Consider the following 24,467-nt stretch of genomic DNA (forward strand, 5'->3'; position numbering starts at 1 on the left):
AACATGGGGTAATCGCGGCGCGATCGTCCCAGGCTATTTCTATAGATGATGGCTGGCTGGGGTGGTTGCCCCCGATAAGATGGAAAAACGGGCTCTCGATTCGAACCGGGCCCAACATCAAACGGAGAGCAACCATGAATCAATATATCGGGCTTGATGTTTCATTGAAAGATACCGCGATTTCGATCCGAGAGGACGGAAAGCGGATCTGGCGGGGAAAGTGTCCTTCGGACCCGAAGCTCCTGGCAGAGACGATCCGTAAGCATGCGCCGCATGCCAGGCGTGTCGTCTTCGAAACAGGGCCGTTGTCGACTTGGTTCTATCATGCGCTAACGAACGAGGGGATTCCGGCGATCTGCATAGAAGCGCGGCACGCGCAAAAGGTATTGAACGAGACGCTCAACAAGACTGACGCCAATGATGCGGATGGCTTGGCCCAGTTGGCCGAAGCCGGCTTCTACAAAGCGGTTCGCGTCAAGTCGTTCGACGCCATGACGACCCGCGCCTTGGTGGCGGCCCGCGATAAGCTCGTGCACATCTCAACGCAACTCGGCAATCAGATCCGGGGTGTCATGAAGACGTTCGGTTTCATTGTCCCCGAAGGAAAAGGTCGGATATTCGATGGCAATGTGAGAGAGCTTGTCGCTGGGAATGACAACCTTGCACGGATCATTTTGCCGCTGCTCGATGCGTGGCGCGACATCCGCAAGCGTGCTGCAATTCTTGATCGCCAACTGCTCGCAGCGGCGCGGCAGAGCCAGTCGGCGAAGCTGTTGACGACAATTCCCGGCATAGGTGCCATCACGGCGATCTCTTACGTCGCTGCCATCGAGCATCCGCAAAACTTCCGGACTTCGCGTTCAGTCGGCGCCTGGCTCGGGCTGACCACACGCCGCTATCAGTCGGGCGAGGTCGATTATGATGGTCATATCTCACGGAGAGGCGACAACCATTTGCGCGCGCTGCTTTACGAAGCCGCGACCGTGATGCTGACACGAACCGGCGCCAGGACTGAAAGCCGCCTCAAAGACTGGGGGCTCAAGTTGCGCGAACGGCTTGGCTTCAAGCGCGCCGCAGTGGCTGTCGCCAGGAAACTCGCGGTCATCATGCATACCATGCTCAAGACAGGGGAAATCTTCAACCCATCGGCCAGCGCCATCGTATAATGAAGCTCTGACAGCCGATGACTCTCTCAGCGCGTCATCCTTCTGACGCGACGAGGCGTCCCTGTCGTGGACGTAGGTCGGGTCATTCCGTTCACGTGGCGGCAGCTCCTAGAGACTGCGCATAAAACATAGGAAGACCTTGCCTGCGAGGACCATGATGCGGCGGGCTTGTACCGACCGCGGAGACAACCATGTTCCCGACATACGATTGCCTCACGTCAAAATGAAGCACTGAGCGAACACCGAGAACGCGCCATATGACCGCCCGCTACGCCGCCCGCTCCCTACGGCGCTTTTGGGGGCGCGCTCGCGAGCGGCTTCGCTACCACCGAGCTACACACCACCTGGCGGACACGATCGGACGATGTCGCTTGCCCAGGCCACCTTGACTAACGGGATGCGATTAGACAACCATGTGAAATATCACGCTTTCATGGAAGTGCAGTTTGCCATTGCTTTTCGCAACGGGTCCGGCAGGACATACCGTTGCGTGACTTCGCATCATAGCTAGCGCAACCAATCCGCTGATACCGGATCAGACTCGCCATTGGCTCCGTTCGGAACTGACTTGAGGGGCCGCAGCAGAAGACGACAAGCGACAACGTATCCGCTACCAAAGTCGCGCCAATCACGACGACGACCGGTTCAAATCCGAGAACTCCAAGACGCGCAACAATTGGTAGCGCGAGCAAAGTGTGCGATGACAACAGCGAGCCGATGACTGAACGATCGAGGTACTCGCTGGTCGTTGCGGAACGGTCAGCAACCTCTCCGTGCCGCGGACGAACACCCGCCGCTCCTAATGCAGCTACTCATCATACTACATCAACCGGTCTGGAGGCTACGTTCGAGATCCGTAACACCCTCTGGTGAGGTTGAGCTATAATGCCATTCCGACGGTATCCTTGAGGGCGCCGTCTAGGCCCCCAGGTGTGGCGTCTGAAGCCAAGGAGGGCAAGCTCATGTTTCTCGATTATTTCGCCCTGGGCGTCCTGATCTTCGTGGTGATAACCATTTTCTATGGGATCATCGCCATTCACGACATACCCCATCTCATCGCCAAGTCGCGCAATCACCCGCATCAGGATGCAATCCACATCGCAGGCTGGGTAAGCCTGTTCACACTCCACGCCATCTGGCCGTTCCTCTTTATATGGGCAACGCTCTATCGTGAGGATCGCGGCTGGGGCATCCGCCAAGATGGGAAGCTCCCATCTCAATTCGAAGCCAGTGCCCAGATCGCCCGTCTGCATGCTCGCATCGCCGAGCTTGAAGGACAAGGGACAGCGAGGGAGATAGTCTGATGGAACTCCTGCTTATGATGATCTACGCAGCGATCTGCATTGTAATCTTCAAGCTGTTCAGAATTCCGGTCAATCAATGGTCCCTCTCCACAGCGGTGCTTGGCGGCATCTTCATCATTTCCGCTCTGATCCTGGGGATGAGTTACAACCACCCGTTCTCAAGCGACGGCCGCATCTATTTCACCTCATCGCCGGTAATCCCGGCGGTCGGAGGGTTGGTGGTTGACGTGCCGGTCCAAGCGAACATGCCGTTGAAGAAGGGCGACGTACTGTTCCAGATTGATCGACGCCCCTACGAGTTCGCTGTCGATCAGAAGAAGGCGCAACTCGCCGAGGCCAAGCAGACGGTGCTGCAATTGAAGGCCGCGCTGGATGCAGCCCAGTCGGGGGTGGAGGGCGCCATCGCCACGCGCGACCGGACGCAGCAGAGCTACGATCGCATAGTACAGTCGAACGAGAAGGCCAAGGAGGTGGGGCGTGCCGCTGTCTATTCGGAACTCGAAGTCGACAACCGGCGCGGCCAGTATCTGACGGCCGAGGCTGCTGTAGCCACGGCACAAGCGCAGGCCACACAAGCGCGCCTTGCCTATGAATCTGAAGTCAACGGGGTAAACCCGACCGTTGCCCGTGTCACTGCCGAATTGAACAATGCTCAGTTCGAGCTCGACCAGACGACCGTTCGGGCGCCGAGCGATGGCTATGTGGCCCAGCTCTTTCTGCGTCCGGGCATGATGGCCAACCCGCTTCCCTTGAGGCCGGTCATGGTCTTCATCAACAGCGAAGACAGGCAACTTGCCGCGGCATTTATCCAGAATTCCCTCCAGCGCGTGCGGACGGATGATGAAGCGGAAGTCGCCTTCAAGGCAGTTCCCGGCAAGATCTTCAAGGCAAAGGTGGGGCAGATCATCGATGTCATGGCGCAGGGTCAACTTCAGCCAACTGGCGCCCTCATCGACCCGCAGTCGCCCGAGCGCCTTCAACCCGGCCTGACCTTGGCCCAGATCAACATCACCGAGGATTTGACCCCGTACCAACTCCCGGGTGGTGTCGTTGCCGAAGTCGCCATCTACACCGAGCACCTGCATCACCTTGCTCTGCTCCGCAAGGTTCTCCTGCGGATGAGCAGTTGGATGAACTACGTGTTCCTCGAGCACTGATGCGGGCGGGCGGCACGCCCGCTGGCTGGAAGGGCGATTCTCGCCGGTGTAGATGAGTGAGAGAGAACGAGGTTTTCCGATCTCGTGGGTCGTCTACAATTGCTCCTTCGCTCTCCCATCATGGGAGCAATCGAAGGCAAAGCAAGCCGCCTTGCCCTATTTGGTGGCGGCTTCCTTGCGCCGCTAGGTTGCTGTATATTAGGGAGAGCACCTGTGACATTGCGCGCACAACCAATCAATAGGCAAAGCCGGAGGTCTGCCGAACTTGGCCGCGCCGCTTGCGACAATCGCAATTCTTATGCAAGCCGTCATTTTGAAGGGTTAAGGTTGAGCCGAGAGTCGCAACCGGACCGTCCAAGCGAGAGCGGACCCAAGTGAGCGCTGTAGGGGCTATTCCATCCCGCGCCGTTGCTTAAGCCACGCGGAGTGTATTCTTACTGTGTCAGCGGAGGAAACACCCATGCGATATCGATCGGAATCCCCGTTTCAAAATGCCAGACTGCTTACCGTTACCTTGGCCCTCGCGGCGCTGGCCGGCGCGACGCCCGGCCACGCCGATGAAAAGCAGGCGAAGGACCTGCTGAAGACCATGTCGGACTATATGGCGGCGCAAGAGGCAATCTCGTTCGAGTATGACACGAGCCTGGAAGTCGTTACCAAGAAGCACCAAAAGCTGGCACTTGCGAGCTCCGGCGCCGTGACGCTCAAAAGGCCCGACAAGATACGCGTTACTCGTCAGGGCGGCTTCGCCAATGTCGAAATGGTATTTGACGGAAAAACGCTGTCGGTGCTCGGCAAGGACGCCAACCTCTTTGCTCAGACCGAAGTGCCGGGAACAATTGATCACCTCATCGACGCATTGCGGGACAAATTCCACAGGCCGTTGCCGGCCGGGGACATCTTGATGTCTCATCCCTACGACGAGCTCATGCCCCATGTCGTCGATGTGAAGGATCTCGGGAGCGGCGTCATTCGGGGTGAGGAATGCGACCACCTCGCCTTTCGCACCGATGATGGGGTGGATTGGCAAATCTGGATCGCCCAGGGTCAGAGCCCGTATCCTTGCCGTTATGTCGTCACCAGCACGAAAGTGGCGGGGTTTCCGCAATACACGATCGACATAAGGTCCTGGAAGGCGGGAGCGGACGGGGCAGCAGGCGACTTCAGCTTCAAAGTTCCCGATGGGGCCAAGGAGCGGAAGTTGAACGACCTTCCCGACACCGACGAACTGCCAGAAATATTCTCCGTAAAATGATCAAACTCGAAGGAGGAACGACATGCTCAGGCGAATCGCAATCATATTGCTGGCTTTGGCCGCCGGCGCTTCATGCATCGAAATTGGCGGCGGCCTACCGGTCGAATTCAACTTCGTGTCAAACGCCGAGGCCAGGGTCGGGCGTCCGCTGACACCTGTCAGCGTCGCCGGCGTTGCTCGCAGGAGCGCGCGCCGATGCGCGGCTGGGGTCTATAATTGTTAGCTAAGGTGGCGGCCGAAAGCGAACAGCATCCATCTCCTCCTCTTCGGGGAGCAACGACGGCAAGTTCGCCAGGAAAGCGTGCGTTGGTGAACCCCTCAAACTGCCTGCATGTAATCCGCCACACTGTAGCAATGGCTCGCCTGATAGGCGTTCCGCCCCCGGTTCATGTGCGTCAGGTTGAACGTGCGAATGGCGCTCAGTACGCGGCGGCTTCTGAGAAATTTGCGGATCGAGACAGAGCCGCGCACATTGATGCCGAGAATATCAGCACCACGCGGGAAGAAGTAACTGACGTGCTCTGGCATCGCGACACTTTGCTCGAGAAAGTGTTCGTCCACCCGGCTCGGTGTTGCTGAACCATCTGTAGTGAAATCCGACAGATGGACGATGAATCGGGCGCGGATATCGTCTCCGTGGGCATAAAGCGTGAAGAGCTCCATCCAGCTCGCATTGACGCGTATGAGCGGCTTGTCCGAGGTGGATGGCAGACAGGAAACCGACCAGTAGTAGCGCTCGGTCTTGCGCATGATCGGAATGCAGTTTGGACCGTATAGCCCGAGAATCTCCAGCAGTTCCCTCGCTTGCGGGCGACTGAGGAGCTTCTCAAATCGAGCGACATATTTGAAGCGCTGTTCAAGGGACTCCGGGCGCTCGCCCGCGTCCCACAAGTCGATCTTCCCCGCTATCCAATCGCGCTGCTGCTGAAGATCGAGGAATTGCCCCACACCGGTTGTTCTCGGGCGTGATGTCGCGCCCATGTCAGACGTCCTGCGAATTTCGTATGCTTGTCATCGTCCAGCTCCTGTCCCCGCTAGAATGTCAGCGTGTCTAAGCATCAATGCGCCTTCGAATGATACCTCGCCAATGGGAAATCTGGAAAGTCTGGACAACCAGGATCAGAAAGTCATATGAACCGTTCGTCGGATTGGCAACGGATCGCGGTCGCGCCAGCCGAATGGCGCGATCGTCGATCATCCCGGTCATCGTTCCGAAGCCTATTGCTGCCAGAACGTCTGCATCTCTTCGGGCGTGACCTTGCCGTCCTTGTTGGCGTCCACGCTGTCGAAGATTCGCCTGTGGATCGTCATCACCTCCTCGAAGGACAGCGCGCCATCCCCGTTCGTGTCGGCGATCGCAAACATAATCTTCATCATGGGTCCTCGGATACCCACCATAGGCATGCCGCCCACCATGCCGGACTGCATCATGTTCCCGGCCATCATACCACCAGCCATCATGCCTGGTCCGCCTGGCATAGCGCCGTGGCCCTGTCCCATCATGCCACCCCCCATCATGTCCGGCATTCCAGACTGTGGGGCGGCCTGCGCCAAATTCACAGGATGATGGAGATCCGCTCCGCTCGTCTGGCCGAAGACGGCACCGGCTCCGCCTATAGCAATCAGCGCGGTCAGCAGGACAGCATTTGCAGTTCGTATGGTTCTCATGTCGTTTCTCCTTTTGCTGGTCTGTATCCGCAGCTTCTTGCTGAACGAATTCGATTGTGGTTCCCGACGACCGCGCCGCCGGACATCTAGGCGATCGACGCGCGCCGCAGCCGCAGCCGATGACGCTGACCGAGGACAACGCCATTGCGGCCGCCGCAATGATCGGCGAGTGCAGCAGCCCGAAGATTGGATAGAGCACGCCTGCCCCTCCTGGCACACCCGCCGCATTGTAGTATGCGAGCGAAGAACAGGTTCTGGCGGATGTTGCTCATCATCGCCTGGCTAAGCTGTCGCGCACCGCAATGCCCTGCGGTTCGCCCTCCACCGGGCTGCATATGCAGCCACTTGGACATGCGCACAATGAACCTGCCGGCTGCGTGCTTCTTTGATATGAATCAACAAGGTGGAAACATCACCCTTCCGCTTCGGAACCCGGCATCAACCAAGCAAATGCCGCGGTGCATCGTCGAGCGGCCGGGTCACGGCACGAGCACCGCTGCCCCATTGATCCGCCCTGCCCGCAAGTCGGCCAGCGCGTCATTGGCACGCTCCAGCGGATAGGAGGTGGTGACTGTTCGGATGCTCGCCTGTCCCATGAGCCCGAAGAATTCTCGAGCATCGTCGCGTGTGAGATTGGCTACCGATACGATGCGACGCTCTCCCCACAGGAGCCGATAGGGCATGGCCGGAATGTCGCTCATGTGGATGCCCCCGCAAACGACGGTGCCGCCTTTGCGGACCGCCGCCAGAGCTTTGGGAACCAACTCTCCTGCTGGCGCAAATATGATAGCCGCGTCCAGTTGCACAGGTGGCATCTCGTCCGAGAAGCCCGCCCAGCTGGCGCCCAGCTCGAGCGCGAAGCGCCTTCCCGCCTCATCCCCCGGACGAACAAAAGCGTAGACCTCCTGCTTTCGCCACTGGCACACTTGCGCGAGAATGTGCGCCGCTGCACCGAAGCCATAGAGGCCGATCGCCTTGCCTTGTCCAGCCATTTTCAATGATCGCCATCCGATCAGACCCGCGCAAAGGAGAGGCGCGGTTGCGACAGGGTCTAAGCCCTCTGGTAAAGTGAACGCATAGTTCGCGTCGGCCACGACATGCGTCGCAAATCCGCCGTCGAGCGTATAGCCGGTAAAGCCGGGTGCGTCGCAAAGGTTTTCGGTTCCAGAGAGACAGAATGAGCAACATCCGCACGTGTGTCCGAGCCATGGCACGCCCACCCTCCATCCCTCAAGGTTTTTCGAGACACCGGGGCCAACGGCGACCACGCGACCAACGATCTCGTGTCCAAGCACCAAAGGCAGCTTCGGATTTGGAAGATCGCCATCGAAGACGTGAAGGTCCGTGCGGCAAACCCCGCAGGCTTCCACCGCTATCACAGCCTGACCCGCGGAAGGACACGGATCCGGCGTCTCCATAAGACGCAGCGGAACGCCGACTCTTTCCAGGACCATCGCCCTCATCTCTTTCTCCTTGTCGACACCCGATGGATCATTTCGATCAATCCGAAAGCCAAAGCTTGCCGCCTTGACCTGGATCAACAACCCTGACCCCGTCTCCGGATAAGCTTAAGTCGGTTCCCACGTCGTGGTGGCCGCAGCAACAGGAGGATAGCAGGATGAACCAGATGGTGACCGCCGCCAAGGACAAGGACGCATCGGCTTTCGCCGCGTGCACATCCGCCCCTCCTGCCAGAAAGAACGAAGGCGACATCCTGCTCGAGCGGGCGGACGACGACCATTGGGTCGTCACGATGATCTCACCGCGGGCTCTCGACTGGGCGACAAGGGAGCTCTGCTGTCCTCTTCGTTCCTGCTTCTCCGGAAGCATGCTGCTAGACATGATGAGCGCCGACCGTCTGTTGAAGCAAGCTCGCACCCAGGGATTCAGGACGGAGTTCGTCGGGCTTGGCGGAATGGACGTCTTTTAGCGCCCGACCGGCGCACGCCCACCAAATCGAGAGTCGACCGGGGTTAACCCGCGGCTTGCCGGCTATCCCGTACCCGCCTCGGGATGCGCATCGTAGAATCCGAGAAACCAATATACGTCCTGCTCGAGGTCGGCACATAGCTGACCGTACTCGCCGAGCAGCTTTTTATCTCCCGACGTCCGCAACCATTCGAGATAAAGAACCACCTCGCTGTAGGATTCGCATAGGTCCTTTACGCGATGCCGCTTGCCGCGAAAGGCCCGATACCGCATCTGCAGAAGCAGCCAGCCGTGAGCGAAAGGACCGAATGTTTGTCGCATTGCAGGCTGCCGGTACTGCGTTTCGATTGGACGTTTGAACGCAGAAGTCGTCCAGCGGTTCCCTGAGCTCAGCAATCGATTTTGACGAGCATCAAAGAAGCCTTCCAGGAAAGCGATATGATTGCAGCTATCAAGAAGGAGGCAGTGCAATGAGTATCAAAACCGTCATGTGCGTCTTCGACGTCGACCGCTGGGACCAGGACCTCAAGTCGGCAATGGAATTTTGCGAAACACAGGGCGCCCATATGACCGCCCTTGTGATCTGCATGGGGGCCGTTCCGGCGATCGCCACCTACGAAGCAATCTCAACAGCGTGGCTCGAAGGCCAACAGCAGGAAATAGACCGGCTCGCCGCGGAAACGAAAGCGGTACAGGAGATCCTGGAAAGGACGGAGCTGTCCTTCGACGTCCAGGAGGTCTACACAGAGTTTGCGTGGGCGGAAGGAGACATCGCTCAGCATGCGCTGTACGCCGATCTCGTTCTCGTGGGAGCCCAAGCTGCCGGCAACGAGGATCTTCAGAGACGTATCGTCGACGGTGCCCTGTTCGAGTCTCCGACGCCGATCCTGATCAACCCACGTACGCAGGCTGTCAGCTCGTTTCCAAAGTCGATCCTGCTCGCTTGGGATTCGAGCGACGAGGCAGCGCGTGCCACCCGCCAGTCGCTGGAATTCCTGAAGGGCTGTGGTGCCGTTCACATCACGATCGTAGACCCGGTCGCGAGAAGCTGGGAGAATGGCGAAGAGCCCGGATCCGACATCGCCATGTTCCTCACCCGTCACGGCGTGAAGGTCGAGGTCGATCGAGTTGCCAGCGGTGGACGCCGCGTGGACGAAACCTTGCGCCAACATGCCACGGACGTGGCAGCCGACATGGTGGTCATGGGTGCCTACAATCACCCGCGGATACAGCAACGCCTGTTTGGAGGCGTCACCCGTTCGATGCTGAAGGACAGCCGGGTTCCGCTTTTCCTGTCGCGGTAGTGGAAACGTCTAGCGGCCCTGCCGGTCGGCCCGGACGCTAGAAGCAATGGACCATGTAATGTCTTGGGAGGACGCCATGAAGCCACAGTTTCATCTGCCATTGACCACGCGTCCGGAAGCGAGTTCGTTTGCGATCATCGAGAACGCTATTCAGTTTTCGTTGCATCAGGGTGCCCATCTTGTCGCCAGCCTTGCTGCCGCGCGGCGCCATGGCGACGAAGCCGCCGAAGCATATTCAGACGATGACGAGTTCCAGGCAGACCGCTTTGATAGGGATGTCGCAGCTCAGCTCGTCAGGCATTTGCGGGAGGGGGCCGAACGGGTTGGCCTCGACGTGAGGCTTGTTCCCACTGAGGCCGAGGCGATGTCGGCGACAATCCGGCTGGCCGAACTTGCTCGCGCCTACGACGTTACGATCCTGGAAAACACCGAGCTGGCGAGGCCGATTGTAGAAAGCCTCGTCTTTGACAGCGGTCGCCCGCTGCTTCTCCTGCCGTCGGCCGATTTCTATGGCCGCATCGACAATATTGCGATCGCATGGGATGGGAGTGCAACGGCGGCCCGCGCCGTCGCCAACGCGTTCCCTATGATCCAATCGGCGACGAAAGCGACAGTAATATGTGTGGGCGCCGCGGCTCGGCGGAGTGAGGGTTTTCTTGATCGCTATACCGAAGCACTGAAGCATTCAGGGCTCGAAGTCGCGTTAGCTGTCGTGCACAGCGACGCAGAAGACGTCACCACCATCATCCAGGACAACGCCATAGAGGGCCATGCCGACCTTCTTATCGCTGGTGCCTATGGGCACACCAAGCTGCGCGAGGCCCTGGTCGGCGGTGTGACGCGCACCTTACTCGACAATCTCCGCATTCCGGCCCTGCTATCCCACTAAGCTAGCGCTCGAAGGGCGTTCACGACGACCGCGACATCGATCGCCTCCCGGATCAGAGCGCCCTGGACCGGCGGGAGAAGTCCGACTCCGGCGAATGCCATCGCGACCGCAGACAGACCAATACCAACTGCCACGCTTTGGAGTGCAATTCGCCACGACCGACGGGCGACCCCCAACGCGGCCACTATGCCGCTCAACCCGCTCTTGAGCAGCACGAGGTCCGCAGCCTCAGCCGCGGCGGCCAGCTTGCCGCGGGCGACCGATAGTCCGACGTCCGCTGCGGCCAGTGCCGGAGCGTCATTGACGCCGTCGCCCACCATCATCACGTTGCCCAGCGTCTTCGTCCTTAAAAGGACTTCTACCTTGTCTGCCGCACTGAGATCTGCCTAGACGGTGTCCATTCCAAGACGGTCAGCGATTACCTTAGCGACCTCGAGCCGATCGCCGCTTGCGAGCGAAATATGCTTTATGCCGAGCATGCGGAGATCTTCGATTGCCCGAACGGCATCCCCGCTTAGTGTTCAAGGCGTGGACGAACCCTGCCCTATTCCAAACGGGATGGTTCGTGGAGTCGCTGCTGACGCAGACTCTGGTCATACATATCATACGGACTTCCCGCATTCCGTTCGTCGAAAGCTCCGCCAACCCGGCCCTGGTGACAACGAGCCTCCTCATCGCGGGCGTCCGCGTTTTCCTACCCTTTACTGGCGTCGGAAGCGCGCTGGGCTTCGTGTCCCTGCCTCTTCTGTACTGGCCAATGCTGGCGGCAATCCTCTTTCTCTATGCAATCCTCGCACACTGGCGAAGGACTGGTTTGTCCGATGATGGGGCTTGTAGGAATAGGTGCTCGATCTCCGCGTGCCCTACCGACCGCCAGCGAAATTGCGGTGAGTCAATGAAGCGAGGGCCCGGATCTGGCTGAATGTCCCCTCAGGAGGACGCTCGATTGGATTTGAGGGGAGACGACACGAGGCGCCCGCACAGGCAGACACGGAGGCGAATATGCTATCTCGCAAGGAAGACGCCATGCCGCGGAGGCTTTCCGGGTTCATCTCGATGATGGGACGGGGCCATCAGGCAATGTTGGTTTTGCTGTCGGTTCTCTTGTTCGCCGTGGGAATTCTGCCGCTCGAGGTTCAACGACGCATCGTAAACGGCGCGACACAGGGAGCGACTCTGAACACGATCCTCGTACTCGTGCTCGCCTACCTGGCGCTCGTCCTGAGCGAAGGTGGGATCAAGCTTGTTTTGAACGTCTACCGCGGCTGGATCGGAGAAGTTTCCATTCGTTGGCTTCGCATGGCGGTCATCGATACGAGAGAACGCCATCCCGATGATCTTACCACCTTGGCCGAAGGCGTCGAAATGTCGATCGTGCTCGCGGAGGCGGAACCTGTGGGTGGGTTTGTCGGCACCAGCATCTCGGAGCCAATCCTACAGGCGGGCATCCTTTTGGCAGTCGGTAGCTACATGATCTACCTTCAGCCGCTCCTTGCTCTAGCCGTCATCGCCGTATTCGTCCCGCAGTCCGTCCTGGTTCCTGTTCTCCAAGGGCTAATCAATCAGCGGGTCAAGACGAAGATCACCGTCATGCGACACCTCAGTGAGGAGATGGTCGACCATACTTCGCCGAACTCGCCGAAGCACCAGGCAGCCCGCGTCCAACGACTATTTTCGACCAACATGAGCATCTACAAGCTCAAGTACGCGCTCAACTTCCTGATGAACCTGATGTTTCAGCTCGGTTTTGCCGGAATATTCGCGCTTGGGGGCTATTATGTCATAACTGGCAAGATCGAGATTGGGACTGTCGTCGCCTTCATTGCGGGCCTCAACAAAGTGTCGGACCCTTGGGGAGCGCTCGTCGACTGGTATCGCGACTTGAAGGTAACCCAGGTGAAATACGAGCTTATCCGTGACGCGAGCACGGCCAATGCCAGTCAGGCAAACATGCAGGCGAATTAGGTCTGCGATATCGTTGCATGGGCCTCCTGACATTGTCGCCAGGAAGGAGGAAAGGAAGGCTAGGCGACAGTTCGAGCGGCCATGTCTTCCAATCCCGAAGCGGCTTCCTCCTCTATGCGATGTGCTGCCTCCGAGGCCAGCTTCGAACCAATCATGAGCATATTGCTGATTTCGCTAGCGTAATCGGTTTTAGCAACTCGAACGAAATCGCCGATGACATCGAGCGCGTCGTTTCTTCCTGCACTGCCGACAAGATCACCAACGAGCCTCACATGCTGCTGGTAACGGCGCATCAGAAAACTAAAGGACTCGATCTGGAGGCGCGAGGCAGTGCTCAAGGCCTGGATCTGAAAGCCTACACCTGCTTCCAGAAACTTCTCCGCCGCTGCAACAGCCGGGAGATTCGAGGGAATGGGATAGATCTTGTCGGTGTTTTGGATCATTTCGGTTCTCCCGTTAGCGGATAAAATCCCCGATCCCTTCATCGATATACAAGCACGGGGATACGCGAATGACTGAGGACTTTGTTCGTAACGCTGCCAAGGATCAACGCAGCGACACCTCCGCGGCCATGCGATGCCATTGCGATCAGATCGCATCCATGAAGATCGGCTGTCTCGATGATGGCTTGGTGCACCTCATCGCTCCGGAGCTTGACAGTATAGCAGGTAACTCCCTGATGACGAGCGCGCAACTCGACCTCGTCTAGGAATTGAACGGCTTGTTCATCCGACAACCGATCGTAGTCTTCCCGGCTGGCCGCCAGCTTATCGCTGTCCGTTGTGAAGATGCGAAATGGTTCGATGACGCAGACGAATACGACCGATGCGTTCGCGTCTCTGGCAAACGCCACCGCGTTCTCCGCGGCCGTGACCGCAAGTCTGGATCCATCCGTTGGAACGAGAATCTTTGCAAACATGACACACTTCCTCCTCGCATAAATACTACGGCCGGTCGCTCGCCCGTCTTTGATCCGTGTCAATATTCGGCGAGGAAACTGCGGTCGTCACCTATCGCCAATTGCTCGCAAGGCGGCCCTACCTTGACCAAGATCAAGGAATTCATGGAGCGGATATGCAAAGAGGCCGTGAGGAATCAGCTAGGCGGAATCGCGATGAAACGCGAGAGGGTCATACGGATCGGACATCTGGTCACAGCTCTGGCGATCGGGGGGATCGGTCGCATTCTGGCTGGCGGCCTCGCGCGACATCGCACATATCCCTTACAGCGATGTGATGCGGATGGTCGCCGAAGGCAACGACAGCCGTCCTTGCGATCGACCAGCTTCAACGTCTCCTATGCTTCGTCAGTGGAAGGCACCTGCTCGGCGATGAGATGAGGAGCAAGTCCGGCAAGTTGCGGCTGATCTGCAGAACGACGAACTGGGAGGATTTCGTGCAGTTAACCTTCAGCGAGATCGGCCTCTACGGCGCTGAAAACTTCCAGATCGCCCGTCGATTTCGCGCGGTGATCGAATTTGCATCACAGGTTCTGCCTGACGATCGTCGCCCAGCCCTCCTCAGCGAACTGGATCTGCGCGACCGAATGCTCGAGAGGATCTATGTTTTTCCGGAGGATTTGAACCTGGCTCAGACGCCCGACTCGCAGGGGCTGGGCGGCTCGGAGAGACGGTCGAGACAGGCTAATTCGGATTGAGCTTCAGACGTGGATCCGAAGCCAGTCGATTCAGCAACTTTGCAAACGCAAGACCCAGCCAGCATCATACGGGTGCCGTTTCTGGAACGCTGTCCTCAAAGGCGCGATCTCCGAGCGGCAATGATGATCACGGTTTTCCGGAAGGACGAAACGGGGCAGTTCGTCGCCTCATTTGGACTGCCCGTAATGGGATGGTTGGCCACCAGCTGCATGGCGGCCGTGGGCATCACGATGTTCAGCCTGAGCTAGAATGCGATCATAGAAACGTGTTAACGGATATCATACTCGGGAAAATCGTCCACGTCGCAGATGCCGTCGCATGTCTGCAGTCGTAAGGAGAAATAATCTTCGGCGATTTCTTGGCCACACCTCGACAGAGCGCTTAGCGCCGCTAGTTCAGGCGCTCAATCCCGGAGGTCAAAACTCGATCAGGGATCGGCAGCTCCTTTGTTCGTCTCTTTTTGTCGGTTCCCGCGAAAGTCAGGCGAGAGGCAGCGTTACCTGGATCTGTACGCCTTCATGCTTGAGCGGCCTCGGGGAAACGACTTTCAAACTCATGCCTGTGCGGTCGGCGATTGCCTTTACGATGGAGAATCCCAAGCCGCTACCGCCGACCTTTCCCCCACCGCGCGCGAACCGCTTCCCCAGCCTCTCCGTGGCATCGGCGGACAGGACCGCGCCGTCATTGGCGACGCAAAGTAAGCCGTCTGTCTGCAACGCGACCTCGACTAAACCATTCTGAGCCCCGTGTTTCAGCGCATTTTCAATCAGGTTTCGAAACAGAATGCCAACGGCGTCGGGGTCTAACCTGGAAAGAACCGGTTCTTCCGGAAGGGTCAGCAGGATCCGTCCCTCTCCAGTCCGCGTGAAACCCTCGACGATCATCTCCAGGACAGGTCTCAGATCGGAGGGCTCGTCTGTTTGCAGCCGTCCTCCTTCGGCGCGGGCGAGTTGCATCAACTTTTCCGACGTGCGCATCAGTCGCTTCAGCGTGGTCTCTATCTCTGTTGCCCGCTGTCCCGTTAATTCCTCGCCGGTTTCAGTCCGAATGCGCTGAGCCTGCGCGATCGCGCCTGCAACCGGCGTGCGCAGCTCGTGCGCCGCGTTCGCTGCAAAGGCGCGCTCGGCATTGAACGCCGCCGTCAGACGGTCCAGCAATTGATTGACGCCTGCCGAGATCGGGCGAAGCTCGCTCGGCAGACCGCCATCTGGTAGGGGCGACAGGTCCTGCGCACCGCGGCGGGCAAGCTCTTGTCGAAGCAAGCGTACAGGGCGCAAGGAACGGCGCACCGCCAGAACGATTGCGAGAAGACTGAATGGGATCATCACGATCAACGGCAGCAGAAGCCCCAGCAGCATCTTGCGGGAAAGCTCCGTGCGACGATCCAGCGGTTCGGCAACGGCAATCGTCAGGCCGCCATCGACGCTAGCATCGTAATAGAGTTGGTGCGTTTCGGTGCGCAGAAAACCAGGCTTGACAAACGGCGGAAAGATGGAGGCATCCGCGCCTGCGGAGGCGAGAAGAACCCTCCCGTTGCGGTCACGCACGACAAAAGTTACGTCCTCGCCATACCGCGCCTCGCGGCCGATGCGCCTCTCGCCATGGTCGCCTTCCTCGTTACCATCATGTTCTACAGGATCGCCACGTTCGTCGCCTTCACGCAAGTCGTGCCGGGCAATCGGCAAAACGCGCAGCGCCGTGGCCTTCAGCCCGTCGTCGAACACCTCTTGCATTTCCCCGCCAAGGCGGTGCGCCGTGAGCGCCGCCGCCGCCAACCACAGAAGCGTCACTGAAAGCCCGATGGCAAGTGCCAGGCGCGTCTGAAGCGAAGCGCCGATCTTCACGGTTGCCCCAGCCGATAACCGAGGCCGCGCTCGGTCTCGATCACATGAGCGCCGAGTTTCTTGCGCAACCGGCTGACATGGACCTCGATGGCGTTGCTGTCGATTTCCGTATCGAAGGAATAGAGCCGCTCCTCGAGCTGTGCCTTTGATAGGAGCTGGGAGGGACGTTGCAGAAAGGCCTCAAACAGGACCCATTCTCGCGCCGTAAGAGCAACGGGCTTGCCATTCAACGCGACGCTTCTGGCCGCGAGATCGATGGCGAGCGGACCGAGCGTGATGTTCGGATTTGGGTTGCCGGCATAACGGCGCGCCACCGATCCGATGCGGGCCGATAGTTCTGCAAGATCGAAGGGCTTCACCATGTAATCATCAGCGCCGGCGTTCAGTCCGGCAATACGGTCAGAGACCTGATCGAGCGCTGTCAGGATCATAACCGGCGTCACGTCGCCCCGCCCGCGCAATCCCTTCAGGAAGGGAACGCCGAGCCCATCGGGCAGCATCAGATCGAGCAGCACCAGATCATAGGCAGCCGCAACGATCGCATCGCCTGCCTGGTCGAGCCGGTTGACCCAATCGACGGAATGCCCATCGGCGGCGATCTGGTCGCGAATGGCCGCACCAAGCGCCGTATCGTCCTCGATCAGCAGAACCCGCATCGCAATCTTTCCTCTCTGCCTCTCTTTGGCCCCGTAGTCCACCCGCCAGCTTACGGGAACCTGAAGCGCTGTCGCGCCAATTGTCAGGTGGCGGTCAGCTTAGGACGCAATTGATCAGCCCGAAATCCCCGTCAGATGCCCAACTGGAGATCACTTATGACATACCGCAAACTTCTTCTGGCCGCGTGCGCCGGCATAGGCTTTCTCGCCCCCCTGGGCAGTCTCGCGATGCCGTTCCCCGCAGCGAAGACCACTGGGGCCATATTGGCCGGGTATCAAGAGAACGAGGACGATGATCACCAGGAACATCGCCTCCGTCATGACGACAATGGCCGCTACGCCGCCGACGACTGCGAAGACGAGGATGAAAATTCCTGCGGTCGAGGCGGCGTCTTGCAGCAGCAGAACGCCACCCCGCCAAGCAACGGCCTGTTCACGCCTGGCTCCAAGCCGCGCGCCCAGACGAACTGAACCGCCAAGTCCGACCAAGGAGACGATAAATGAGAATGAAGTCCTTCATTGCCCTGCTTGCTGTCACTACGGCCCTTACCGTTCCCGGCCTTGCCATGGCCCGCGAGGTGACCTTCACCACCAACATGCGCAGCTACGGCGGTGATGGCGCCTACGTTGCCTATTACGTCACCGATGCGCAAGGCAAGTATGTCGGCAGTCTCTGGATGGCGGGCGGCAAGACTAGATACTACGAGCATCTCGGCGGCTGGTACCGTGCCACCGGCGGTGACATCGGCGAGATCAACGGCATTACGGGCGCCAGCGTTGGGGCGGGTCGTTCGCTTAAGGTCACGGTCGACCTTGCCGATACGCTGTTCGATGCCGGCTATCAGCTTCACATCGATTCCGCCGTGGAGGACATGCGCGACAGTCCGAATGAGATCGTGGTGCCGCTGACGTCGGGCGGCTCGGGCCAGAACGTGAAAGGTACGCGCTACATCGCCGCCTTCACCTACGTGCGTTGAGGAGAAGGGACACCTGTCATGAGTCGCTCGCTCCACCGCTGCTTCGGACTGATCGCTACCGTCCTTCTCACCGTCGTCGCGCTGAGCGGCGCCGCACTCTCGATCTTCCCAGCCGCAGAGGCGCTCACCACACCTGCGGCGCAGCGTATCAGCGTCGCGGAACTCGCCACGCGAGTCCAGGCGTCAGAACCTACGGTCGAACAGATCAGGCGCGCGCCGTCTGGGCGGATCACCGCCTATTACTACGAAGGCGACCAACCCGCCTCCGCTGTCATCGACCCTGCCACTGGCCAGCCGGTCGGCAGCGCCGGCACCTCGGAGCTGGAGCGTTGGTTGACCAATCTTCATCGTTCGCTTTTCTTGGACGATCCCGGACGCTTCATAACTGCTGGCAGTGCAGCGGTTGTGCTTGCCCTTGCAATCTCCGGGCTATTCCTGATGGCGCGGCGCGCCGGCGGCTGGCGGTCCGTCCTGACATCCGTTCGCGGCTACGGCGATGGACGCTTACACGCCGTCGTCTCACGCCTTGCCCTGCCCGGCCTCTTCCTCTCCGCGCTCACCGCGTTCTGGATGACGGCTGCTGTTTTCGGGCTATTGCCGGAAGGCGCGAATGCGCCGGCCTTCCCGGCCAACGTCAGCGGCAAGACCGGCGTGGCCCTTACCTCTGTCGCCCTGCTTCAAGAGACTATGGTCGATGACCTGCTCTCGCTTAACTTCCCTGCCACCGGCGACTCAACGGACGTTTTCACACTCAAGAAAACAGGAGGAGAAGCTTACATCGACCAGGGCAACGGTGCGCTGCTGGCTTGGTCTGACGCCGGCTGGGTCGACAAGGTCACACGCCTCATGACCATGCTGCACACCGGGCGCGGCGTGGCGTGGCTTGGGCTCGTCCTCGGGTTCTCTGCGCTTGCGGTACCCGTCCTTGGCTGGACTGGCATGATTGTCTGGCTGAGGGGGCGCCGCAACCCCAAGGCAGCCTCGGTTGCCGCCGACGAGGCCGATACGATCCTGCTAGTCGGCAGTGAGAACGGAACGACCTGGGGCTTCGCCAATACGCTGCAGACTGCTCTTTCCGCACAGGGTCTTTGCGTTCATGTCGGCCCGATGTCCAATTTCGAGCCGGCCCACTGGCCAAAGGCGCGGCGTGTCATTCTGTTCGCCGCCACCTATGGCGATGGCACGGCGCCTGCAGCCTCCAAGGAATTCGTCGAACGCTTCGAGCGTGTGCCGGCAATGCCCGGCCTGCCGCTCGCCGTGCTCGGTTTCGGCGATCGCAGCTTCCCGGCCTTCTGCGGTTTCGCCACCGAGATCGCGAGGATCGCTGAGGACAAGGGCTGGGCCGTCCTTAGCCCCTTCGACACGGTAGATCGACAATCGCCACAGGATTTCGCCCGTTGGGGGCGGCGCCTGGCTGAAACGCTTGGCCTCGTTTTCGAGCTGAACCACCAACCGACCGCTCCGAAGACCTGGAGATTGCCGGTCATATCTCGCCGCGATTATGGAGCAAGCGTACAGGCGACAACCGCCATCCTGCGCTTTGCCCTTCCGAAGATATCGCTTTGGCAGCGTCTAACGGGCAAGGGCTTCTCGCGGTTTGAGGCCGGAGACCTGATCGGCATCGTGCCACAAGGCTCGGATCTGCCGCGATTCTACTCGCTTGCTTCCGGTATGAAAGATGGCTTTCTCGAAATCTGTGTCCGCAAGCAAGTCGGAGGGCTTTGCTCCAACCAACTCACCGCGCTGGAACCGGGCGAGACTATTGCGGCCTTCGTGCGTCCAAACCCGGCGTTCCGTCCGGCGCGCGGACGCAAGCCCGTCATCCTCATCGGCGCTGGCGCGGGGATCGGTCCGCTAGCCGGCTTTGCCCGCGGAAACCGGGGATGCCGTCCCATGCATCTCTATTTCGGAACCCGCCATCCAGCTAGCGATGCGCTCTACGCGGAGGAACTTTCCAACTGGAACAAGGACGGCCGGCTGACCTCGGTCTCGACCGCTTTCTCGCGAACCGCCAACCCGGTCTATGTGCAGGATATCCTGTGCAAGGATGCCGAGCGAATCGGCAAGCTTATCGCTGCGGGCGGTCAGGTTCTCATCTGCGGGAGTCGGGACATGGCGGCGGCTGTTGCAACCGTGCTCGCCGACATTCTCGCGCCACAGGGTTTCAACCTCGCGGTCCTGAAAGCCAATGGTCGCTATGCCGAGGACGTGTACTGACATGACGCGCTACGCGATGAACGGTCCGACTATGGGCACGCGCTGGTCAGCCCTCTTTCACATGCCATCGGATTTCGATGTCCACCGCGCCCGCAAGGCGATGGCCGACGCCGTGACGGAAGTCGACGAACAAATGTCCACCTGGCGGCCTGAAAGCGACCTTAGCCGCTTGAGTGCCGCAAAGCCCGGTGAATGGGTTTCTCTGCCCGACAGCCTGCTTACTGTGCTGGGAACGGGTCTTAAAATCGGCCAGGCCTCGGGCGGCGCTTTCGATATCGGCATGGGTGACGCCGTCTCCGCCTGGGGTTTCGGCCCGGCGGACGCAAGCGAGGGCCGGATCAAGACCGCCCGTCTAGCGAGACGCAGCCCCGCCTATGATGTTCTGGAGCTAGACAAGGCCGCCGGACGCGCCCGCAAGCACTCAGAGATGTGCTTCGATCTCAATGGCATCGCTAAGGGTTATGGCGTCGATCAACTGACCCGGGCTGCGCGCCAGCTCGGTATCGAAGCCGGCCTGTTCGCCATCGACGGCGAACTGCGAGCGCTTGGCACACAGCCCGACGGTCGCGGCTGGACCGTCGCCGTCGAAATGCCAAACGTGGAAACGCGTGCCGCGCATTCCGTCCTCGTGCTAGAAGATGCCGCCGTTGCGACGTCAGGCGACTATCGGCACTGGATCGATGTCGGCGGCCGCCGTCTGTCGCACACCATAGACCCGCACCTCGGCATGCCGCTCAGGCATCCGCCCGCGTCCGCTACCGTGATCGCCTGCGATTGTATGAGCGCCGACGCCTGGGCGACGGCGATGATGGTTCTCGGCGAAGCACGTGGTCTTGCGCTCGCCGAAACGTTTGGGCTGCCGGTTCTCTTCATCGAGCACGACCAGTCGAAAGGGATCGGATGCGGCCTGTTTGCGCGCTGATCGGCGCCGCGAAACAGCCAGCTCAAAAGCTCAACGGTTATGAGCCCTGAAATGAGCCAATCGTACTGAAAGAACCCTTGCTCTCGGGTCGGGCGGCTCGATCCTCAGCATTTCATCGGCATTGCGGCTTGTGGTTTGATCCATCGCAACGTTTGAACCCGGCATTCATCGTATCCTAAAAAACAGTTCCATGCTCGGCGATGATAACGGCTCAAGGAGAGATGCGGAAAGTCTATGTTGAGACGTCCAACTGCCAAAGGAGATATCGTATGACCTACACGCTGGATAGAACCTTGTCGGCAACCAGTTTCGACGATGCCGTCCGCAGGACGAAATCCGCTCTTTCAAGGCACGGTTTCGGTGTTCTGACGGAGATCGATGTCAAGGCAACCATGAAGAAGAAGATCGAGGTCGACATCGACGACTACCTCATCCTCGGAGCCTGCAATCCGCACATGGCGTTCGAGGCGATGAAACTGGAACCGAAGATCGGAGCCATGCTGCCGTGCAATGTCATCGTGCGCGACGTCGGTGGCGGCGAGGTCGTGGTGAGCGCCATCGATCCGGTCGCGTCGATGCATTCGATCGACAATGAAAGGCTGAGCCTTCTGGCAGGCAAGGTCCGCTCGATGCTCGCCGACGCGGTGGCGGAGGTTTGACATCGGATATTGCGAGAGCCGGCTTCCCAAGCCGTTCTGATTGTGGATCCAAACAGCCTGCGCCGACCAGAGAACTTGGATCGGCTTCTCGTTCATTGCGCGACGCGAACCGCAGCATCGGAAGAAGCTCACTTCGTCCGACAAGCCAGGCGTGTAGAAAGGTAGAGTGGGTTGAGGCCGCCTCTCAGACCGCAGTGCCAACCAGCGCACCGATTCCAGCCGTCAATGCCATGGCGAAGGCACCCCAGAAAGTGACCCGGGTGGTGGCTCGCCAGACGTTCGCGCCGCCCGCTTTCGCACCGATTGCGCCCAGCAGCGCGAGGAAGGCCAAAGAAGCGGCTGCAACGGTGTAGATGAGCATCGAGGTGGGTGAAAGGACGACCGTAAGAAGGGGCAATGCGGCCCCTACGGCGAACGTGGCAGCCGACGTCAGCGCTGCCTGAACGGGCCGGGCCGCCGTGTGATCAACAATACCGAGTTCATCGCGCGAATGCGCGTCGAGAGCATCATCACGGGTCAGTTGGGTCGCGACTTGCCTGGCCAGCTCTTGGGTGAGACCGCGTTTGACATAGATTTGCGTCAGTTCCTCGAGCTCCGCTTCGGGCTGCGTCTCCAACTCCATCCGCTCCCGCGCAAGATCGGCTTCCTCAGTATCCGCCTGCGAACTCACCGACACATATTCGCCGGCCGCCATCGACATCGCGCCCGCGGCCAGACCCGCGACGCCCGCCACCAGGATCTGTGACGGTTCCGCCGACGCGGTGGCGACGCCCATGATCAGGCTCGCCGTCGAGACGATTCCGTCGTTTGCGCCGAGGACGGCTGCCCGGAGCCAGCCGATGCGGGAGATCAGGTGATGTTCGGAATGCAGTCTGCCCATGAGTGTCTCCAAGACAAAACCGATTTGACGTGATGAGTGCGAGATTAACAGAAGAGCATAATGTCGATCACGAGCACGGCGTGCGCCAAGCTTGGCGTGCGTGCGAGTCTGGGCTGCATCCCCGCGGTTTCGGCCGTGGTTGATTCACTTCGCGCTCCCATTGTCAAAGGCTCGTCCTCCCGAATTCAATACTGGACCTCGGCCATCAAGGATTTGACTACGATCAACTTACGAAGACTTCCAGTCAAAAGGCAGCCTGTGCGAACTTCCTGTCGGCTTCTTCGGCATTCGCGCAATTGCGTTACATCAATGCCGAGCTGCCAAAACAGATAGATAATTATAATAGTTGCGGTCTCCGAGAGGTGCAGTAGGACATGAAGGCACAGTATTTTCTTCCGCTAGCGACCTATCCCTATTCAAGTTCTGAATTGATCATTTCCAACGCTGTAGCCTTTGCGGGGTACTGTGGCGCAAATCTTCACGTATGCGCATTAAGAGTCGTGATCCCGCACATTCCCAAGGAATGGTCGTCGTTGCTGCTGGATACCCCGAAGATGATCGAGCAGGCCGAAGCTTTGAGCGCAAATCGCGCCGCAAAACTGGTTGAAGCGGCGACCAATCTCGGAGCGAATGCCAAGATCGGATTATTTTGCCGAACAGTCAAAATCAGCTTGCCTCTATTGCACGAGACGGCGGCCGCCGAAGCACGGTTTTTCGATCTGACTATTCTCGAATGTATCCCGGACGTTCCGGATACCCGTACCATTGCCGAAGCGGTGATATTCGGCTCCGGCCGGCCGGCCATCATCTTTCCCAACAAGACCCTTGCAGGCCCAATCGACCATTTGGTTATTGCCTGGGACGGAAGCCGAGCAGCCGCTCGGGCGGTCAACGATGCAAGGCCGCTCATTCGCATGGCCCGGCGTGTCTCGGTGTTGTCTCTGACGGGCGAAAAGCCGCTGCCGGAGACGACCGGGGCACATCTTGCTGAGATCTTGGTTTCGGGCGGTGTCAATGCCAGCGCCACGGTAGCTCGGTTCACCTCGTCATCCATCGGCCTCAGCATTCAGCAGGCCGCGTTGGAACTTGGCGCCGATATTCTGGTGATGGGAGGATTTGGGCACTCGAGGTTGCGAGATTTTGTCCTTGGAGGAGCAACCGATGGCGTCTTGCACGTACCTCTTTTACCTGTCCTCATGTCACATTGACGAACTGTGAAGATTTCTTCTCCGCCATCGCAGCCAACGCATCTGCGCCTGAATGGGCGGTCCGAATGATCGGAGTGGTCCCAAACCTAGCCTCATATGACCTCGCGTATGGAAAGTCGCGATCGGGAACCGGCTTGAACCCACCGCATGTCTCGACAGCCCTCTCGCAAAATAGTTCGTCGAGATTTGCGCGGACGCCTGTACAACGCCGGGGTCAAGTCCCCCCTCAAGCGAAATCAATCGCGGGGGTGAGGCGGCTGCGATAGGTCGTGCCGAATTCCGCCATAGGCGGCAACGGCCAGAGGTATGAATATTTGGACTTCCTCGGGCACCGTCTCGCCGTCCTGTTGGCACGGGCAAACATGCGCCCATAACATCTGCGAAAGATAGGCGTTGGGATGTCAGCGCAAATGGTGCCGCCGCTTCCAATCAGTCACGTCGGCCTCACTAATCCGGATGGACCGCCCCATAGCGACCGGGTGCAGAAGCTTCGCCTCCGCGATATCGCACAATGTCTGCACGTTTTCCTGGAGACGTGTTTCATCCGCGCGTGGCGGCGATCCAAGCGCCATCAGAGCCTTTCGATCGACCAGCACCGTCTTTTGTTCGCCCCCGCTTTCGAGCATCACGATGCCGTTTTCGCCGGAGGATTTGAGAAACGCGGTGAGAAATCTGACGGACATGTTAACAACCTCCTCCCGCCGACTGCCCCGTCTAACTTGGACGAGCCAAGCGCTCTTGTGACATCCAGCAACTGCGCTGATCCAGAACGATTGAATTCTAGGCGAACAATGACAGAGTTCTTTGATC

Annotated in this window: 27 protein-coding genes and 2 pseudogenes; 17 read left to right on the forward strand and 12 right to left on the reverse strand. The window is 59.4% G+C overall.

Features of this window, described 5'->3' with window-relative positions:
- Window positions 1-134 precede the first annotated feature (134 nt).
- The 5 genes from AF71_RS21580 (at window position 135) to AF71_RS31830 (ending at window position 5,105) form a co-directional block, all read left to right on the forward strand.
- On the forward strand, window positions 135-1,166 hold the full coding sequence (locus AF71_RS21580; protein ID WP_169681168.1) for an IS110 family transposase: 1,032 nt from the start codon (window positions 135-137) through the stop codon (window positions 1,164-1,166).
- A gap of 962 nt (window positions 1,167-2,128) precedes the next feature.
- A complete protein-coding gene (locus tag AF71_RS21585; protein ID WP_169682972.1) occupies window positions 2,129-2,470 on the forward strand; it encodes a DUF3302 domain-containing protein in 342 nt (113 codons plus the stop codon).
- On the forward strand, window positions 2,470-3,627 hold the full coding sequence (locus AF71_RS21590; RefSeq protein ID WP_169682974.1) for an HlyD family secretion protein: 1,158 nt from the start codon (window positions 2,470-2,472) through the stop codon (window positions 3,625-3,627). The genes AF71_RS21585 and AF71_RS21590 overlap by 1 nt, the downstream gene beginning before the upstream one ends.
- 460 nt (window positions 3,628-4,087) lie before the next feature.
- Window positions 4,088-4,882, forward strand: coding sequence for a DUF2092 domain-containing protein (locus AF71_RS21595; protein ID WP_192241084.1), 795 nt, complete (start codon window positions 4,088-4,090; stop codon window positions 4,880-4,882).
- A gap of 22 nt (window positions 4,883-4,904) precedes the next feature.
- Complete coding sequence (locus AF71_RS31830; RefSeq protein WP_246733760.1) at window positions 4,905-5,105, forward strand: hypothetical protein; 201 nt, start codon at window positions 4,905-4,907, stop codon at window positions 5,103-5,105.
- 95 nt (window positions 5,106-5,200) lie between these two features.
- On the opposite strand, the gene AF71_RS21600 is transcribed toward AF71_RS31830, so the two are convergent.
- The 4 genes and pseudogenes from AF71_RS21600 to AF71_RS21615 form a co-directional block, all read right to left on the reverse strand.
- Complete coding sequence (locus AF71_RS21600; RefSeq protein WP_169682976.1) at window positions 5,201-5,863, reverse strand: hypothetical protein; 663 nt, start codon at window positions 5,861-5,863, stop codon at window positions 5,201-5,203.
- Between the two features lie 237 nt (window positions 5,864-6,100).
- The gene (locus tag AF71_RS21605) at window positions 6,101-6,550 is read right to left on the reverse strand and encodes an EF-hand domain-containing protein (RefSeq protein ID WP_169682978.1); all 450 of its coding nucleotides are present in this window, start codon (window positions 6,548-6,550) and stop codon (window positions 6,101-6,103) included.
- 115 nt (window positions 6,551-6,665) lie between these two features.
- A pseudogene (locus AF71_RS32160) lies at window positions 6,666-6,846 on the reverse strand (hypothetical protein); the annotation flags it as partial.
- 183 nt (window positions 6,847-7,029) lie between these two features.
- Window positions 7,030-8,013: a zinc-dependent alcohol dehydrogenase family protein gene (locus tag AF71_RS21615; protein WP_169682980.1), complete on the reverse strand. Its 984-nt coding sequence runs from the start codon at window positions 8,011-8,013 to the stop codon at window positions 7,030-7,032.
- A 155-nt stretch (window positions 8,014-8,168) separates the two neighbouring features.
- Between AF71_RS21615 and AF71_RS21620 the strand changes: the two genes are divergently transcribed.
- Window positions 8,169-8,480: a hypothetical protein gene (locus AF71_RS21620; protein ID WP_169682982.1), complete on the forward strand. Its 312-nt coding sequence runs from the start codon at window positions 8,169-8,171 to the stop codon at window positions 8,478-8,480.
- A 62-nt stretch (window positions 8,481-8,542) separates the two neighbouring features.
- Here AF71_RS21620 and AF71_RS21625 read toward each other — a convergent pair whose 3' ends face one another.
- Window positions 8,543-8,800 (reverse strand): hypothetical protein, encoded by a 258-nt coding sequence (locus tag AF71_RS21625; RefSeq protein WP_169682984.1) that lies wholly within the window; start codon window positions 8,798-8,800, stop codon window positions 8,543-8,545.
- A gap of 149 nt (window positions 8,801-8,949) precedes the next feature.
- Between AF71_RS21625 and AF71_RS21630 the strand changes: the two genes are divergently transcribed.
- The gene (locus tag AF71_RS21630) at window positions 8,950-9,783 is read left to right on the forward strand and encodes a universal stress protein (protein ID WP_169682986.1); all 834 of its coding nucleotides are present in this window, start codon (window positions 8,950-8,952) and stop codon (window positions 9,781-9,783) included.
- 76 nt (window positions 9,784-9,859) lie between these two features.
- Entirely contained in the window at window positions 9,860-10,672 is an 813-nt protein-coding gene (locus AF71_RS21635) for a universal stress protein (RefSeq protein ID WP_169682988.1), read from the forward strand.
- On the opposite strand, the gene AF71_RS21640 is transcribed toward AF71_RS21635, so the two are convergent.
- On the reverse strand, window positions 10,669-10,995 hold the full coding sequence (locus tag AF71_RS21640; protein ID WP_246733761.1) for a hypothetical protein: 327 nt from the start codon (window positions 10,993-10,995) through the stop codon (window positions 10,669-10,671). The two genes, AF71_RS21635 and AF71_RS21640, sit on opposite strands and share 4 nt — an antisense overlap.
- Before the next feature lie 242 nt (window positions 10,996-11,237).
- On the opposite strand from AF71_RS21640, the gene AF71_RS31365 reads away from it, so the two are divergent.
- Window positions 11,238-11,594 carry a hypothetical protein gene (locus AF71_RS31365; RefSeq protein ID WP_312867251.1) on the forward strand — a complete coding sequence of 119 codons (357 nt, stop codon included), beginning with the start codon at window positions 11,238-11,240 and terminating at the stop codon, window positions 11,592-11,594.
- 104 nt (window positions 11,595-11,698) lie between these two features.
- Complete coding sequence (locus AF71_RS21650) at window positions 11,699-12,637, forward strand: ABC transporter ATP-binding protein (RefSeq protein ID WP_113164021.1); 939 nt, start codon at window positions 11,699-11,701, stop codon at window positions 12,635-12,637.
- A gap of 59 nt (window positions 12,638-12,696) precedes the next feature.
- Here the strand turns inward: AF71_RS21650 and AF71_RS21655 are convergent, their stop codons facing one another.
- Together AF71_RS21655 and AF71_RS21660 are read right to left on the reverse strand one after the other, a co-directional pair.
- The gene (locus AF71_RS21655; RefSeq protein WP_113164022.1) at window positions 12,697-13,080 is read right to left on the reverse strand and encodes a phasin family protein; all 384 of its coding nucleotides are present in this window, start codon (window positions 13,078-13,080) and stop codon (window positions 12,697-12,699) included.
- A 38-nt stretch (window positions 13,081-13,118) separates the two neighbouring features.
- A complete protein-coding gene (locus AF71_RS21660) occupies window positions 13,119-13,556 on the reverse strand; it encodes a universal stress protein (RefSeq protein ID WP_169682992.1) in 438 nt (145 codons plus the stop codon).
- Window positions 13,557-13,906: 350 nt separating this feature from the next.
- On the opposite strand from AF71_RS21660, the pseudogene AF71_RS21665 reads away from it, so the two are divergent.
- Window positions 13,907-14,293: pseudogene (locus tag AF71_RS21665) on the forward strand (DUF2254 family protein); the annotation flags it as partial.
- Between the two features lie 480 nt (window positions 14,294-14,773).
- Here the strand turns inward: AF71_RS21665 and AF71_RS21670 are convergent.
- Both AF71_RS21670 and AF71_RS21675 read right to left on the reverse strand, forming a co-directional pair.
- On the reverse strand, window positions 14,774-16,138 hold the full coding sequence (locus AF71_RS21670; RefSeq protein ID WP_169682994.1) for an ATP-binding protein: 1,365 nt from the start codon (window positions 16,136-16,138) through the stop codon (window positions 14,774-14,776).
- Window positions 16,135-16,794, reverse strand: coding sequence for a response regulator transcription factor (locus AF71_RS21675; RefSeq protein ID WP_169682996.1), 660 nt, complete (start codon window positions 16,792-16,794; stop codon window positions 16,135-16,137). The genes AF71_RS21670 and AF71_RS21675 overlap by 4 nt, the downstream gene beginning before the upstream one ends.
- Before the next feature lie 156 nt (window positions 16,795-16,950).
- Here AF71_RS21675 and AF71_RS21680 point away from each other — a divergent pair, with 156 nt between their 5' ends.
- The 5 genes from AF71_RS21680 to AF71_RS21700 all read left to right on the forward strand — a co-directional run bounded on the left by AF71_RS21680 (window position 16,951) and on the right by AF71_RS21700 (window position 21,569).
- Window positions 16,951-17,265 (forward strand): hypothetical protein, encoded by a 315-nt coding sequence (locus AF71_RS21680; RefSeq protein ID WP_169682998.1) that lies wholly within the window; start codon window positions 16,951-16,953, stop codon window positions 17,263-17,265.
- Window positions 17,266-17,300: 35 nt separating this feature from the next.
- Window positions 17,301-17,771: a DUF2271 domain-containing protein gene (locus AF71_RS21685; RefSeq protein ID WP_025662080.1), complete on the forward strand. Its 471-nt coding sequence runs from the start codon at window positions 17,301-17,303 to the stop codon at window positions 17,769-17,771.
- A gap of 18 nt (window positions 17,772-17,789) precedes the next feature.
- Window positions 17,790-19,988 (forward strand): PepSY domain-containing protein, encoded by a 2,199-nt coding sequence (locus AF71_RS21690; protein WP_169683000.1) that lies wholly within the window; start codon window positions 17,790-17,792, stop codon window positions 19,986-19,988.
- 1 nt (window position 19,989) lies between these two features.
- On the forward strand, window positions 19,990-20,910 hold the full coding sequence (locus AF71_RS21695; protein ID WP_169683002.1) for an FAD:protein FMN transferase: 921 nt from the start codon (window positions 19,990-19,992) through the stop codon (window positions 20,908-20,910).
- Between the two features lie 269 nt (window positions 20,911-21,179).
- On the forward strand, window positions 21,180-21,569 hold the full coding sequence (locus AF71_RS21700) for a DUF302 domain-containing protein (RefSeq protein ID WP_169683004.1): 390 nt from the start codon (window positions 21,180-21,182) through the stop codon (window positions 21,567-21,569).
- A gap of 184 nt (window positions 21,570-21,753) precedes the next feature.
- On the opposite strand, the gene AF71_RS21705 is transcribed toward AF71_RS21700, so the two are convergent.
- Window positions 21,754-22,449, reverse strand: a complete 696-nt coding sequence (locus AF71_RS21705; RefSeq protein WP_113164025.1) for a VIT family protein — start codon at window positions 22,447-22,449, stop codon at window positions 21,754-21,756.
- 374 nt (window positions 22,450-22,823) lie between these two features.
- On the opposite strand from AF71_RS21705, the gene AF71_RS21710 reads away from it, so the two are divergent.
- Window positions 22,824-23,657 carry a universal stress protein gene (locus AF71_RS21710; protein WP_169683006.1) on the forward strand — a complete coding sequence of 278 codons (834 nt, stop codon included), beginning with the start codon at window positions 22,824-22,826 and terminating at the stop codon, window positions 23,655-23,657.
- 401 nt (window positions 23,658-24,058) lie between these two features.
- Here AF71_RS21710 and AF71_RS21715 read toward each other — a convergent pair whose 3' ends face one another.
- Complete coding sequence (locus tag AF71_RS21715) at window positions 24,059-24,340, reverse strand: hypothetical protein (protein ID WP_169683008.1); 282 nt, start codon at window positions 24,338-24,340, stop codon at window positions 24,059-24,061.
- Window positions 24,341-24,467 lie beyond the last annotated feature (127 nt).

Source organism: Rhizobium sp. 57MFTsu3.2, from assembly GCF_012932765.1.
Classification (GTDB): Bacteria; Pseudomonadota; Alphaproteobacteria; order Rhizobiales; family Rhizobiaceae; genus Rhizobium; species Rhizobium altiplani.

What these genes read in the sequence shown, in the direction of transcription:
- AF71_RS21695 (WP_169683002.1), top strand. Translation starts at nt 19,990, where the DNA reads ATGACGCGCTACGCGATGAACGGTCCGACTATGGGCACGCGCTGGTCA.
- AF71_RS21655 (WP_113164022.1), bottom strand. Translation starts at nt 13,080, where the DNA reads ATGATCCAAAACACCGACAAGATCTATCCCATTCCCTCGAATCTCCCG.
- AF71_RS21675 (WP_169682996.1), bottom strand. Translation starts at nt 16,794, where the DNA reads ATGCGGGTTCTGCTGATCGAGGACGATACGGCGCTTGGTGCGGCCATT.
- AF71_RS21715 (WP_169683008.1), bottom strand. Translation starts at nt 24,340, where the DNA reads ATGTCCGTCAGATTTCTCACCGCGTTTCTCAAATCCTCCGGCGAAAAC.
- AF71_RS21600 (WP_169682976.1), bottom strand. Translation starts at nt 5,863, where the DNA reads ATGGGCGCGACATCACGCCCGAGAACAACCGGTGTGGGGCAATTCCTC.
- AF71_RS21585 (WP_169682972.1), top strand. Translation starts at nt 2,129, where the DNA reads ATGTTTCTCGATTATTTCGCCCTGGGCGTCCTGATCTTCGTGGTGATA.
- AF71_RS21685 (WP_025662080.1), top strand. Translation starts at nt 17,301, where the DNA reads ATGAAGTCCTTCATTGCCCTGCTTGCTGTCACTACGGCCCTTACCGTT.
- AF71_RS21660 (WP_169682992.1), bottom strand. Translation starts at nt 13,556, where the DNA reads ATGTTTGCAAAGATTCTCGTTCCAACGGATGGATCCAGACTTGCGGTC.
- AF71_RS21635 (WP_169682988.1), top strand. Translation starts at nt 9,860, where the DNA reads ATGAAGCCACAGTTTCATCTGCCATTGACCACGCGTCCGGAAGCGAGT.
- AF71_RS21615 (WP_169682980.1), bottom strand. Translation starts at nt 8,013, where the DNA reads ATGAGGGCGATGGTCCTGGAAAGAGTCGGCGTTCCGCTGCGTCTTATG.
- AF71_RS21620 (WP_169682982.1), top strand. Translation starts at nt 8,169, where the DNA reads ATGAACCAGATGGTGACCGCCGCCAAGGACAAGGACGCATCGGCTTTC.
- AF71_RS21625 (WP_169682984.1), bottom strand. Translation starts at nt 8,800, where the DNA reads ATGCGACAAACATTCGGTCCTTTCGCTCACGGCTGGCTGCTTCTGCAG.
- AF71_RS21640 (WP_246733761.1), bottom strand. Translation starts at nt 10,995, where the DNA reads ATGATGGTGGGCGACGGCGTCAATGACGCTCCGGCACTGGCCGCAGCG.
- AF71_RS21650 (WP_113164021.1), top strand. Translation starts at nt 11,699, where the DNA reads ATGCCGCGGAGGCTTTCCGGGTTCATCTCGATGATGGGACGGGGCCAT.
- AF71_RS21580 (WP_169681168.1), top strand. Translation starts at nt 135, where the DNA reads ATGAATCAATATATCGGGCTTGATGTTTCATTGAAAGATACCGCGATT.
- AF71_RS21705 (WP_113164025.1), bottom strand. Translation starts at nt 22,449, where the DNA reads ATGGGCAGACTGCATTCCGAACATCACCTGATCTCCCGCATCGGCTGG.
- AF71_RS21630 (WP_169682986.1), top strand. Translation starts at nt 8,950, where the DNA reads ATGAGTATCAAAACCGTCATGTGCGTCTTCGACGTCGACCGCTGGGAC.
- AF71_RS21595 (WP_192241084.1), top strand. Translation starts at nt 4,088, where the DNA reads ATGCGATATCGATCGGAATCCCCGTTTCAAAATGCCAGACTGCTTACC.
- AF71_RS21710 (WP_169683006.1), top strand. Translation starts at nt 22,824, where the DNA reads ATGAAGGCACAGTATTTTCTTCCGCTAGCGACCTATCCCTATTCAAGT.
- AF71_RS21590 (WP_169682974.1), top strand. Translation starts at nt 2,470, where the DNA reads ATGGAACTCCTGCTTATGATGATCTACGCAGCGATCTGCATTGTAATC.
- AF71_RS21680 (WP_169682998.1), top strand. Translation starts at nt 16,951, where the DNA reads ATGACATACCGCAAACTTCTTCTGGCCGCGTGCGCCGGCATAGGCTTT.
- AF71_RS21605 (WP_169682978.1), bottom strand. Translation starts at nt 6,550, where the DNA reads ATGAGAACCATACGAACTGCAAATGCTGTCCTGCTGACCGCGCTGATT.
- AF71_RS31830 (WP_246733760.1), top strand. Translation starts at nt 4,905, where the DNA reads ATGCTCAGGCGAATCGCAATCATATTGCTGGCTTTGGCCGCCGGCGCT.
- AF71_RS21700 (WP_169683004.1), top strand. Translation starts at nt 21,180, where the DNA reads ATGACCTACACGCTGGATAGAACCTTGTCGGCAACCAGTTTCGACGAT.
- AF71_RS21690 (WP_169683000.1), top strand. Translation starts at nt 17,790, where the DNA reads ATGAGTCGCTCGCTCCACCGCTGCTTCGGACTGATCGCTACCGTCCTT.